Annotated in this window: 11 protein-coding genes; 4 read left to right on the top strand and 7 right to left on the bottom strand. The window is 72.7% G+C overall.

The window, feature by feature from the left end:
- Nucleotides 1–27: 27 nt before the first annotated feature.
- The 6 genes from AB0A97_RS08315 to AB0A97_RS08290 all read right to left on the bottom strand — a co-directional run bounded on the left by AB0A97_RS08315 (nt 28) and on the right by AB0A97_RS08290 (nt 6302).
- The gene (locus AB0A97_RS08315) at nt 28–705 is read right to left on the bottom strand and encodes a S1 family peptidase (RefSeq protein ID WP_361146273.1); all 678 of its coding nucleotides are present in this window, start codon (nt 703–705) and stop codon (nt 28–30) included.
- A gap of 23 nt (nt 706–728) precedes the next feature.
- Entirely contained in the window at nt 729–1580 is an 852-nt protein-coding gene (locus AB0A97_RS08310; protein ID WP_361146271.1) for a carbohydrate ABC transporter permease, read from the bottom strand.
- Between the two features lie 5 nt (nt 1581–1585).
- Nucleotides 1586–2503, bottom strand: coding sequence for a sugar ABC transporter permease (locus AB0A97_RS08305; RefSeq protein WP_361146268.1), 918 nt, complete (start codon nt 2501–2503; stop codon nt 1586–1588).
- Nucleotides 2500–3861 (bottom strand): extracellular solute-binding protein, encoded by a 1362-nt coding sequence (locus tag AB0A97_RS08300; protein WP_361146265.1) that lies wholly within the window; start codon nt 3859–3861, stop codon nt 2500–2502. The genes AB0A97_RS08305 and AB0A97_RS08300 overlap by 4 nt, the downstream gene beginning before the upstream one ends.
- Nucleotides 3862–3924: 63 nt before the next feature.
- Nucleotides 3925–4623: a response regulator gene (locus AB0A97_RS08295; RefSeq protein WP_361146262.1), complete on the bottom strand. Its 699-nt coding sequence runs from the start codon at nt 4621–4623 to the stop codon at nt 3925–3927.
- On the bottom strand, nt 4620–6302 hold the full coding sequence (locus AB0A97_RS08290) for an ATP-binding protein (protein WP_361146259.1): 1683 nt from the start codon (nt 6300–6302) through the stop codon (nt 4620–4622). The genes AB0A97_RS08295 and AB0A97_RS08290 overlap by 4 nt, the downstream gene beginning before the upstream one ends.
- 182 nt (nt 6303–6484) lie before the next feature.
- Between AB0A97_RS08290 and AB0A97_RS08285 the strand changes: the two genes are divergently transcribed.
- Nucleotides 6485–7897 (top strand): cation:dicarboxylase symporter family transporter, encoded by a 1413-nt coding sequence (locus tag AB0A97_RS08285; RefSeq protein WP_361146256.1) that lies wholly within the window; start codon nt 6485–6487, stop codon nt 7895–7897.
- Nucleotides 7898–8109: 212 nt separating this feature from the next.
- Here the strand turns inward: AB0A97_RS08285 and AB0A97_RS08280 are convergent, their stop codons facing one another.
- The gene (locus tag AB0A97_RS08280; RefSeq protein ID WP_361146253.1) at nt 8110–8736 is read right to left on the bottom strand and encodes a TetR/AcrR family transcriptional regulator; all 627 of its coding nucleotides are present in this window, start codon (nt 8734–8736) and stop codon (nt 8110–8112) included.
- A 179-nt stretch (nt 8737–8915) separates the two neighbouring features.
- Here AB0A97_RS08280 and AB0A97_RS08275 point away from each other — a divergent pair, with 179 nt between their 5' ends.
- The 3 genes from AB0A97_RS08275 (at nt 8916) to AB0A97_RS08265 (ending at nt 12352) form a co-directional block, all read left to right on the top strand.
- Entirely contained in the window at nt 8916–10616 is a 1701-nt protein-coding gene (locus AB0A97_RS08275; protein WP_361146251.1) for an MFS transporter, read from the top strand.
- 121 nt (nt 10617–10737) lie between these two features.
- Nucleotides 10738–11151, top strand: a complete 414-nt coding sequence (locus AB0A97_RS08270) for a DUF4259 domain-containing protein (RefSeq protein WP_361146248.1) — start codon at nt 10738–10740, stop codon at nt 11149–11151.
- A gap of 136 nt (nt 11152–11287) precedes the next feature.
- Nucleotides 11288–12352, top strand: coding sequence for an aldo/keto reductase (locus AB0A97_RS08265; RefSeq protein WP_361146246.1), 1065 nt, complete (start codon nt 11288–11290; stop codon nt 12350–12352).
- Nucleotides 12353–12362: the final 10 nt, after the last annotated feature.

The following is a 12362-nucleotide window of genomic DNA, read 5'->3' as shown; positions in this document are numbered from 1 at the left end:
CCGGGACCGCGCCGGCGCGGCGTTCCCTCAGTGCAGGGTGAGGCCGAACGCCTGGAGGACCGGGACGACCGGCTGGAGGTAGGTGGTGCCGCCGGAGGCGCAGGTGCCGCTGCCGCCCGTGGCGAGGCCGACGGCGGTGCTGCCGGAGACGGCGGGGCGGCCCGCGGCCGTACCCGGCTCGGTGCAGGCCGACGTCCGGACGAGCCCGTACACGGTGCCCTCCGGGTGGTTCACGCTGACGTTCACGGCGTCCACCCGCCCGCAGTGCTGCCCGGTCGCGGAACCGGGCAGGCACACCGACCGGCCGACGACGGGCCGGGCGGCGCCGGTGACGTCGAGGTACCGGCCGCCGCCGAGGTCGACCTCGCCGGGGTAGGAGACGGCCGGGCTGGTGTAGCGGACGAGGGCGTAGTCCTCGCCGGGGAAGCGCACGGCCTCGGTGACGCCGACGTGGACGGTACGGGCCGCGTCGGCGTACCAGTCCTGGGCGCCGCCCGCACACCGGCCCTCCATGATCGCGTAATAGCTGCCGCCCTTGGTGGCGTTGAAGCCGACGGTGCAGCGGCCGGACGCGCTGTACAGGACGTTGCCGCCGCGGACCGCCGTCGGGGCGGCAGCCGCTGTCGGCACGGTGGACAGGGCAGCCACCGCGGCAGCGGTCAGCACGGTCAGGGAACGGAGCACGGCGACGGGTCTCGGTCTCACGATTCCTCCTCGGGAGGGACGGGTCAGCCCTTCACCGCGCCGCCCAGCGCGAACCCGCCGCCCAGCCGGCGCGAGATCAGCACGTACAGCAGGACGACCGGCGTCGAGTACAGGATCGAGAACGCCGCCAGTTGGCCGAAGGCGATGGCGCCGTAGTTGCCGAAGAAGGTGAAGATGCTGACGGAGGCGGGCAGTTGCCCGGGGGACAGGAGCAGCAGGAACGGGACGAAGAAGTTGCCCCACATGATGGCGAAGGTGTAGACGGTCACGACCGTGACACCCGGCCCCATCAGCGGCAGGATCACCCGCCACAGCGTCTGGAACCAGGACGCGCCGTCGGTCCAGGCGGCCTCTTCGAGGACCTTGGGGATGCCGTCCATGAAGTTCTTCATCAGCCAGATGGCGAACGGGAGCTGGGAGGCGGCGAGGAACAGCGCGGTGCCGTACACGGTGTCGATCAGATCGACCTGGACGAACAGCGCGTACACCGGGACCATGACCGCGGTGACGGGCAGGCAGGTGGCGAACAGGACGGTCAGCAGGTACGGGCGGCTGAACCGGGAGCGGTAGCGGGACAGCGGATAGGCCGCCAGCGCCGCGCAGGCGACCGTCAGGGCGGTGGCGCTGCCGCACAGCACCAGGCTGTTGCGCATCGGCGTGAAGGTGATCTCGTCCGTCAGGACCGCCGAGAAGTTGTCCAGCGACGGTGATCCCGGTACGCGGACCCGCAGCGTCGCCTCGGTGTCCAGCGAGGCGAGCACCAGCCAGGCCAGCGGTACGGCGAAGGCGGCGGTCACGGCGAACAGCGCCGCGTCGGCGGCGAGGCGGTGCCGGGTGCGGCGGGTCAGCAGTGGCCGGGCACGGGAGGCGGGCAACCGCGTCACACCTCCTCGCGCAGCAGACGCAGGTAGACGACGGAGAAGAGGGCGCCCACCACGAGCAGCAGCAGGGCGACGGCGGTGCCGTACCCGATCAGCGACTTCAGGAACGCCTGGTCGTACATGAACACCGGCAGGGTCTGGCTGCGGTTGCCGGGCCCACCGCGGGTCATGGCCCAGATCAGCCCGAACACGGAGAGGGTCTGGAGGGTGTTGAGCATCAGGTTGGTGCCGATGGAGCGGCGGATCATCGGCAGCGTCACGTGCCACAGCCGCTGCCGGCCGCTCGCCCCGTCCACCTCGGCGGACTCGGTGACCTCCTGGGGGATTTCGGAGAGCGCGGCCGAGTAGATCAGCATCGAGAAGGCCGTGCCCCGCCAGACGTTGGCGCACGACACGGCCAGGATCGGCAGCGTGAACAGCCAGTTCTGCGACGGCAGGTGCAGCCAGTCCAGGATCGCGTTGAGTGTGCCGCGCCGCTCGAAGAACGTGTACAGCAGGAAGCCCGCGACGATCTCCGGCAGCACCCAGGCGGTGAGGACGACCGCGCCGGTGACCGTGCGGACGGTCTTGGAGGCGCGCCGCATCAGCGCGGCGAGTGCCAGGCCGAGGGTGTTCTGGCCCAGGACCGACGAGATCAGGGTGAAGACCAGGGTCAGGACGACGGCGTTCAGGAACGCGGGGTCGCCGAAGGCGTGCCGGAAGTTGTCCAGACCCACGAAGGAGGCGGACTCCTGGCCGGTCAGCTGCGTGTCGGTGAAGGCGATGTAGACGCAGTAGCCGATGGGCCCGGCGAGGAAGAGCAGCAGCAGGACGGTCGCGGGGGCCAGCGGTGTCCAGCGCAGCAGGGCCGTACGGCGGGGCCGTGCACCGCGGCCCGCCGTGCCGTGCGCGCTGGCCGTGGTGGCGGACCGGCTCATGGCTTGGCGACGACCTGTCCGTCCACGACGGACTTCAACTGCTCGTCGTAGTCCGCTGCTGCCTTCCGCGGCGTCGCGTCACCGGAGGTGACCGCCTCCATCGCCTCGCCGATCGCCGCCGACACCTTGGGGTAGACGGGCAGCGCCGGACGGTAGTGGCTGACCCGCACCAGGTCGGTGAAGAAGTCGATGCCCGGGAGGGACTTCAGGTACGCGGGGTCCGCCGCCACGTCCTTGCGTACGGCGATCTGGGCGCCGCGCACACACCACTCCAGCGCGTTGCGCCGCGTCTGGAACGTCTCGATCAGCTTCCACGCCAGGTCGGGCTGTTGCGCCTGCCGCGGTACCGACCAGGTCCAGCCGCCCGCCAGGCTGACCCGGCCGGGTGCCGCGCCGTTCTGGGTGGGGAACGCCGTCCGGCCCAGCGTCGTCGGCCACTCGGGCCACGGCTTGCCGCCGCCCTTCGGCTGCCACTGCTGGCCCAGCCACGAGCCGTCCAGGTTGATCGCGAGCTTCTCCTCGGGCATCAGCTCGGTGGCGACGTTGGTCTGGATGTTGGGGCTGAGCGCGTCGGACACGTCGGGACCCAGCTTCTCCGCGTACACGGTGCGGATGAACTCCAGACTGTCCCGGAAACCCTTGCTCCCGGTGACCCACTTCTTCGCCGCCGGGTCGTAGAGCTGGTCCTTGCCGGTGCCGTACAGCAGCATCTCGAAGCCCTGCATCACGGCGGCCTCGCCCGCGCCCTTGCCGGTGTAGACGTTCAGCGGGATGACGCCGGGGACCTCGCGCTTTACGGTGCGGGCCGCGTCCAGCACCTCGTCCCAGGTCTTCGGCTGCCAGTTCTGCGGGAGTCCGGCTTTCTTGAAGATCTTCTTGTTGAACCACAGACCGCGGGTGTCCGTGCCGTCCGGTACGCCGTACGTCCTGCCGTCCTGCGCCCGCGCGGCGGCCTTCGCGGCCGGTTCGAACTGTTTCCAGTCCGCCCACGTGGCGAGGTGGTCGTCCAGCGGGCGCAGCAGCCCGGCGGTGATGTCCGAGTTGATCAGAAAGGTGTCCTCGTAGACCAGGTCGGGGGCGGTCTTCGGGGAGCGCATCATCTGCTGGATCTTGGCGTAGTAGTCGTTCTCGGACGCCTGGATCGGAAGCAGCTTGACCTTTTTGCCGGGGTGGGCCTTCTCGAACGCGCGGGCCACCGCCTCGATGTAGTCGTCCCGGACCGTCACCTTGTTGTTGGTGTCCTTGATGAACGCGACCTCGACGGTGTTCTTGTCACCTCCCGAGCCGCCGCAGGCGGTGAGCGCGCCGGCGGCCAGCACGGCGGAGGTGAGCAGAGCCATCGGAGCGGTGCGGCGCACGGCATGACCTCCAACTAGCCACGGCAGTCTGCCCGGTGACCGTAAGTCAGGGATAAAGGGAGGTCAATGCCCCATCCAGCGGTACCGCAATTCGGGACGGCCCACCTGACCGTACTGCGGGGAGCGGGCGGCCCGGCCCGTGTCGACGAGATGTTCGAGGTAACGGCGGGCCGTGATACGGGAGATGCCGATCTGTTCGGCGGCCGCGGTGGCGCCGAGGCCGCCGGGGGCGGCGCGCAGCGCGTCGGTCACCAGGCGCAGGGTCGCCGCGGTCAGCCCCTTGGGCAGCGCGGCGGGCTGCGGCGCGCGCAGGGCCGCGAGGGCCCGGTCCACCTCGTCCTGCCCGCTGGCCTCGCCGGCGGTCGCGCGGAAGGCGGCGTACCGCAGCAGCCGGTCGCGCAGCGTGGCGAACGTGAACGGCTTCAGCACGTACTGCACGACGCCGAGCGAGACACCCTCCCGGACGACGGCCAGATCACGCGCCGAGGTGACGGCGATGACGTCGGCGCCGTACCCGGCCGCCCGCAGCGACCGGACGAACGCCAGGCCGTGCCCGTCCGGCAGGAAGAGGTCCAGCAGGATCAGGTCGACGCGGTGCCGGTCCAGGTGCCGCCGGGCCCCGGCGACGGAACGCACCGTCCCCGACACGGCGAACCCCGGCACCCGGCCCACGTACAGGGCATGGGCGTCCGCCGCCACCGGGTCGTCCTCGACGACGAGCACCCGCAGCGGCGGCGCGGCTTCCGTGTGCGGCCCGGTCATCCGGCGGTGCCCGCCCCGGCCGGGGCGGGCAGCGGCAGACGTACCGTGAACTCGGCGCCGCCCTCGGGCGCCGCACCCACCCGTACGGTCCCGCCGTGCCGCCGCACGGCCTGCCGTACGAGCGCCAGTCCCAGCCCGCGGCCCGCGCCGCCCTTCGTGCTCCACCCCCACCGGAACACGTCCTCCGCGTCCGCCGCTCCCCGTACGCCGCCGCCGTTGTCCGCCACCCGCAGCAGCAGTTCCCCGCCGTCGGCCAGCGCGGTGACCCGCACCCGGGCGCCCTCCGGCGCCGCCTCGATCGCGTTGTCCAGGAGGTTGCCGAGGACCGTGACCAGGTCGCGCGGCGGCAGGGACGCGGGCAGTACGCCGTCGTCGATCCGGCTGTCGGCGGTCAGCTCCAGCTCGACGCCGTGCTCGTGGGCCTGCGCGGCCTTGCCGAGGAGCAGGGCGGCGAGGACGGGTTCGGCGACCGCGCCGACGACCTGGTCGGTCAGGGCCTGGGCCAGCTCCAGTTCGGCGGTGGCGAACTCCACGGCCTCGTCCGTACGGCCCAGCTCGACCAGGGAGACGACGGTGTGCAGCCGGTTGGCGGCCTCGTGCGCCTGCGAGCGCAGCGCCCGGGTGACCCCGCGCACGGAGTCCAGCTCGCCGGAGAGGGCCTGGAGTTCGGTGTGGTCGCGGAGGGTGACGACGGTGCCGCGCCGTTCGCCGCCGGAGACCGGCGAGGTGTTGACGACCAGCACCCGGTCGTCGGTGAGGTGGAGTTCGTCGGTGTGCGGGGCAGGGGAGAGGAGGGTGCCGGTGAGGGGCGCGGGCAGGCCGAGCCCGGTGACGGGCCGCCCGACGGGGTCGCCGCGCAGGCCGAGGAGTTCGCGCGCCCCGTCGTTGAGGAGCGCCACCCGCCGCTGCCCGTCCAGCATCAGCAGCCCCTCGCGCACCGCGTGCAGCGTCGCCTCGTGGTAGTCGTGCAGGCGGCCGATCTCCGCGGCGTTCATGCCGTGGGTGTGCCGGCGCAGCCGCGCGTTGACGAGGTACGTGCCGAGTCCGCCCAGCGCGAGCGCCCCGGCCGCGACGGCGGACAGCGCCAGCACCTCCCGCCGCAGCCCGTCGCTGATCGCCTCGACGGTGATGCCGGAGCTGACCAGGGCGACGATGCGCCCGCCGTCCTCCCGGTCCCGCACCGGCGTGATCACCCGTACGGAAGGGCCGAGCCGGCCCCGGTGCGTCTCGGTGTAGGTCCGGCCCGCCCGCGCCTCCTCGGTGCGTCCCAGGTAGGTGCGGCCGATGGCGGACGGCTCGGGGTGCGTCCACCGCCTGCCCGCCGGGTCCATGACCACGATGAAGTCGACCCCGGCGGCCCGCCGCAGCCGCTCGGTGTACGGCTGGAGTTCCGCGGTGGGATCGGCCGAGCGCACCGCGCGCGCCACCGCGGGCGCGTCGGCGACCGCGGCGGCCACCGCCGTCGTCTGCCGCCGCGCGGTCTTCTCGGCCTGCCGCCCGGCGCTGACGTACGCGAAAGCGGCGTACCCCGCCACCACCACGCCGACCAGCGCCACCTGCACGGCGAACAACTGCCCGGCCAGGCTGCGCGGCCACCGGACGCGAGGGCGGCGCGCGCCCGTCGCACCAGGTGCTGGGCGCGCGCTGCGCGGCGGATCCCCCCGTCGGGAACGTGGCATGGCCGACAGTCTGCCCGTTCCTTGACGCGTGAACGAAATGCACGCAAGGGTGACGGGCGCCACAACGCCGTGCATAGTCACCGGGACTGTTCTGCGTACGGGCCGCGTACCGGCACGACACGGGCCGCGTACGGGTTGCAGAGCCGCAGACCGGCGCAGGACCGAAGACCGAGGAGTCAGCCGTGGCCGCACACACCCCACCGCCCGGGGGGACGACCGAGGAGACCGCACCGCAGCAGAAGCGGGACCGGACGCATTACCTCTACATCGCCGTGATCGTCGCCGTGCTCGCCGGCATCGCCGTGGGCTTCGCCGCCCCCGGCTTCGCCGTCGGGCTGAAGCCGCTGGGCACCGGCTTCGTGAACCTGATCAAGATGATGATCTCGCCGGTGATCTTCTGCACGATCGTGCTGGGTGTCGGCTCGGTCCGCAAGGCCGCCAAGGTCGGCGCGGTCGGCGGTCTGGCACTGGGCTACTTCATGGTGATGTCCACGGTCGCGCTGGGCATCGGCCTGGTGGTCGGCAACATCCTGGAGCCGGGCTCCGGTCTGCACCTGACCGAGTCGCTGCGGCACGCGGGACAGGCCCAGACCAAGGGTGGCGCCGAGTCGACCACGGACTTCCTGCTCGGCATCATCCCGGAGACGCTGGTCTCCGCGCTCACCCACGGCCAGGTGCTCCAGACGCTGCTGGTGGCGCTGCTCGTCGGCTTCGGCCTCCAGGCCATGGGCGCCTCCGGCGAGCCCGTGCTGCGCGGCATCGGGCACCTCCAGCGCCTGGTCTTCCGCGTCCTGTCCATGATCATGTGGGCCGCGCCGGTGGGTGCGTTCGGCGCGATGGCCGCGGTGGTCGGCGCGACCGGCGTGGACGCGCTGAAGTCGCTCGCCGTCATCATGGTCGGCTTCTACGTGACCTGTCTGCTGTTCGTCCTGGTCGTGCTCGGCACGCTGCTGCGCCTGATCGCCGGGGTGAACATCTTCTCCCTCCTGAAGTACCTGGGCCGGGAGTTCCTGCTGATCCTGTCCACCTCCTCCTCCGAGTCCGCGCTGCCGCGGCTGATCGCGAAGATGGAGCACCTGGGCGTCAGCAAGCCGGTCGTCGGCATCACCGTGCCGACCGGCTACAGCTTCAACCTGGACGGCACCGCCATCTACCTGACGATGTCCTCGCTGTTCATCGCGGAGGCGATGGGCAGCCCGCTCTCCATCGGCCAGCAGGTCTCGCTGCTCGTCTTCATGATCATCGCGTCCAAGGGGGCGGCCGGCGTCACGGGCGCCGGACTGGCGACGCTGGCCGGCGGCCTCCAGTCGCACCGCCCGGAACTGGTCGACGGCGTCGGCCTGATCGTCGGCATCGACCGCTTCATGAGCGAGGCCCGCGCCCTGACCAACTTCGCGGGCAACGCGGTGGCCACCGTCCTGGTCGGCACCTGGACCAAGGAGATCGACAAGTCCCGGGTGGGCGAGGTGCTCGGCGGCCGCCTCCCGTTCGACGAGCGGACGCTGAGTGCGGACGGGCACGGTCCGGACGGCACCGCGGCGGCCGGCCCGGCGGCCCGGCCCACGGGCGGCTCCAAGGAACCCGCGAAGGTCTGATCCGGGCCGCGGCCGTTCGGCACGCGATGCGTCACCATGGGCGGTGCGTACGGGTTTTCCGTGCGCACCGCCCGTACGCGTATGGGCGCGACGTGCCGGAGGCAGCCCCTGGGCCGGCGCGCGCGGCACGTAGGCGCTGTGCTTTTCTTTCGGGAGTCGTACGGGGCCTGGCTGTCGGGCGGGCCGGGAACTCTCGCGATGCGGCCGGGTTCTCAGTCAGCCACCGTCGGCGACGCCTCCGCCTCCCGTACCGCTTCCGCCACCCGCCCGGCCGGCACCCCCGCCGCCGCCAGCACGGTCTCCGCCGCCGCGTGGCCCGCCGCCTCGGCGCGCAGGTCGCCGTCGTTGACCGCCTGCATCAACCCGAACAGCATGTGCTCGTGTACGTGCGCGAGCGCGCGTGGCGTGAGCGGTGAGCGGAACAGTCCTGCTTCCAGGCCGCGCGTCAGGATGGTTGTCGCCCGGCGTCGTACGGGCTCCAGGCGGACCCGGATGCCCGCGTCCGTGACGCTGCACTGGGCGAGCGAGACCAGCAGCCGGTAGCGGTCGGCGCACGCCCAGGTGGCGAGGGTGGCCCGGGCCAGCGCCACGTCGGCGGGCTCGGACGGGTCGGCCGCGCCGTCGGCGAAGGCGGTCGTCACGTCCTCGACGGCGGCGTCCGTCAGGGCGGTGATCAGCGCCTCCCGGCTCGGGAAGTGGCCGTAGACGGTGCGCCGCACCACCCCGGCGGCGCGGGCGATCTGGTCCATGGTCGCGTCCGGGTGCCGCAGCAGTTCGGCCAGCGCGATGTCCATGATCCGGCGGCGGTTGGCGTGGGCCCGGCTGGTGAGTGCGGTCATGGCGCGGCGGCTCCTCGGTCGGCGGACGCGTGCGGTCACGGTCCCGCTCTCCTCTCATTTTGCACATCGCTGTGCAGCGACGTAAATTGCACACGGCTGTGTAATTGCACAGCCATGTGCAAGATCGTGCGCGTGGACGCGCGCCACCGGAAGCATGGGGAGAGACAGGGGTGAATCGGGTGGCTCCTACGGAGACCCGGCCGGTCCAGGACACGGACCGGCCCTATACGAAGCGCTGGTGGGCCCTGGGCGTGCTGTGCCTGAGCCTGCTGATCATCGTGATGGCGAACACCTCGCTCACCGTCGCGGCCCCCGACATGACCGCCGACCTGGGCCTGAGCAGCTCCGACCTGCAGTGGGTCATCGACGCCTACACCGTCCCGTACGCCGCGCTGATGCTGATGCTCGGTGCCGTCGGCGACAAGTACAGCCGCCGCGGTGCCCTCGTCCTCGGCCTGCTGGTCTTCGCGGGCGGCTCGGTCGCGGGCGCCCTGGTGGACAGCTCCGGCGGCGTCATCGCGGCGCGTGCCGTGATGGGCGTGGGCGCGGCCATGATCATGCCGGCCACGCTGTCCCTGCTGGCCGCCACCTTCCCGCGCCGCGAACGCGCGCTCGCCATCACCATCTGGACCGCGACCGCCGGACTCGCCATCGCCGTCGGCCCGCTCGTCGCCGGCGCGCTGCTGGAGGACCACGGCTGGTCCTCGTCCTTCCTGATCAACGTGCCGGTCGCCGCGCTCGGCATCGTCGGAGCGCTGCTGGTCGTCCCGGCCTCCAAGGCGGGCCACCGTGACCGCCTCGACTACGTCGGCGGCCTGCTGTCCGTCGTCTGGGTCGGCTCGCTGATCTACATGCTCATCCAGGGCCCGCACTTCGGCTGGGACGCCCGCGCCGTCGGCGCCGCGGTCGCCGCCGGTGTCGGCCTGGTCCTGTTCGTCGTCTGGGAGCTGCGCCACCCGCGCCCGGTCCTGGACGTACGCCGCTTCGCCCACCGCGGCTTCGCCGGCGCCAACCTCGCCGTCGCCCTCTTCTTCCTCGCGGTCTTCGGCGCGTTCTACTACCTCACCCAGCACCTCCAGTTCGTCCTGGGCTACTCCCCGCTGGACACCGGCATACGGATGCTGCCGCTGGCCGGCGCGGTCTTCGTGGGCGCCGCGCTGACCGGCTTCCTGACGCCGCGGCTGGGCATGAAGGTCACGGTGACCACCGGCATGGTGGGCGGCACGGTCGCCCTCGCCCTGCTCACCCGGGTGGACGCCGGTTCCTCGTACGGCGACTTCCTCGCCCCGCTCATCGTGCTGGGCCTGGCCATCGGCCTGTCCCTGTCGCCGTGCACGGACGCCATCATGGGCGCCTTCCCCGAGGACCAGCTCGGCGTCGGCGGCGCGGTCAACGACACCTCCATCGAACTGGGCGGCTCGCTCGGCATCGCCGTCCTGGGCTCCGTCCTGGCGAGCGCCTACTCCTCCAAGCTGTCCGACGCGGCGGCGTCCGCGGCGGCGCACGGCGGCCCGAAGCTGCCCGGCGACGCCCTGTCCACCGCACAGGATTCGGTGGGCGCCGGACTGGCGGTCGCCAAGGAGGTCGGCAAGCAGGTCGCCCAGGGCGCTGCGCCCGAGGCGGGTCCGGAGAAAGCGCAGGCGCTCGGCCTCCAGCAGGCCCAGGCGGTCGCGGACGCGGTGCGCGGGGCGTTCTCCGACGCGGTGGCGCACACCAGCCTGATCGGCGCCGTCGTGCTCGGCGTGGGGACGCTGCTGGTCGCCGTACTGCTGCCGCGCCGCCGCCGTACGCAGCAGCCGGGCGCCGGTTCGGAGGCCGCTCCGGAGGCCGCCCGTGAACAGGTCGCGGCGGGCAGCGGCGGCGCGTCCACGCGTGGCTGAGCCGCCCCCGCGCGGTCCGGCACCGCACCACCGGGTCGATTGTCAGTGGCAGATGCCACGATGCAATCGGCCCGGTGGTGGTTCGGGCGCGTGGGTGGTGACGAGTGAGGGGCGGACGCTGATGGGGACCTGGGGCACGGGGCTGTTCGACAACGACGGGGCGGCGGATCTGCTGGACGACCTGGTCGCCATGCCGGAGGACCGGCGGCTCGGCGCCCTGCGGGGCGTACTGTCCAGCGCCGCCGCCGAACGGGACTATCTCGAAGCCCCGGAAGGCCAGATGGCCGTGGCCGCCGCGGCCCTGATAGCCGCCGCCCGCGCGGGCGGCACACCCCCGGCCGGCCCCGTGCCCGCCCCCGGCCTGACGGTCCCCGAGCCGCCGCGCCGACTCGCCGTGCTCGCGGCGCACGCCCTGGACCGGGTGCTCGCGCCCGACTCCGAGCTGGCCGAGCTGTGGGACGCGTCGGACGGCGGCCGGGAGTGGCCGGCCCACCTGTCCCGGCTGCGCGCCGAGCTGACCGGGGACCCGGACTGAGAGCCCGCGGCACAGCCCCGGCCGGGCGCCCCGCAGGGGCCACGCCACCGCCCTGCCCGGCCTGCCGTGCGTCTCGCCGGTCCCGCGCCTACGGTTGATCGCGGGCGTCACCCGCACCGGCGACCGAGGAGGAACCGTGGAGTACCGCACGCTCGGACGGTCGGGCCTGAAGGTGTCCCGGCTCGTGCTCGGCACCCTCAACGTGGGCGCGCGCGAGCAGTTCGCGCAGATCGGCGGGCTCGGTACGGACGAGGCCCGCCGGCTGTTCGACATCGCGCTGGACGCCGGCGTGAACATGATCGACACCGCGAACATGTACTCCTTCGGCCAGGCCGAGGAGATCACCGGCGAGGCGCTGCGCGGCCGTCGCGACGACGTCCTGCTCGCCTCCAAGGTCCGGATGCAGGTCGGCGACGGGCCCAACGAGGGCGGCTCGTCGGCGTACAGCGTCCTGCGCGAGGTCGAGCGCAGTCTGCGCCGTCTCCAGACCGACCATCTGGACCTGCTCTACCTGCACCAGTGGGACGGCCAGACGCCCGTCGAGGAGACCCTGACCGCGCTGGACCGGCTGGTCGCCGACGGCAAGGTCCGCTATGTCGGCGTCTCGAACTTCAACGGCTGGCAGATCACGAAGACGCTGTACACCGCGCGGCTGCACCGCCTGGTCGCGCCGGTGGCCCAGCAGGTCTACTACACCCCCGAAGCCCGCGAGGCGGAGTACGAGATCCTCCCGGCCGCCCTGGACCAGGGCCTGGGCACCCTGGTCTGGAGCCCGCTGGGGGAGGGGCTGCTCAGCGGCAAGGTCCGGCGCGGGCAGCCGGTACCGCCCACCACCCGCCAGGGTACCGACTGGCCCGAACCGCACGTGGTCGACAAGGAGCGGGCCTACGACATCATCGAGTGCCTCGCCGGGATCGCCGAGGCGCACGGCACCTCGGTCCCGCGGGTCGTGCTCGCCTGGCTGCTCGGCCGCCCCGGCGTCACCGGCCTGGTGATCGGCGCCCGCAACGAGGAGCAGTTGCGCGACGACCTCGCCGCCACCGAGCTGCGGCTGACCGATGCCGAGACCGCCCGCCTCACCGAGCTCTCCCAGTTGCCCGCCTACTACCCGTACTGGCACCGCGTCATGAACGCCACCGACCGCCCGGACCCGGCCGAGGCGCCCTTCCTGGACGGCTGGAAGCGGGCCATGGGCGGCTGACAGGGGCACG

Source organism: Streptomyces sp. NPDC045470, from assembly GCF_040646595.1.
Taxonomy (GTDB): domain Bacteria; phylum Actinomycetota; class Actinomycetes; order Streptomycetales; family Streptomycetaceae; genus Streptomyces.
Note: the sequence above shows the minus strand (reverse complement) of the source record. Positions and strands in the feature narration are given on the sequence as shown.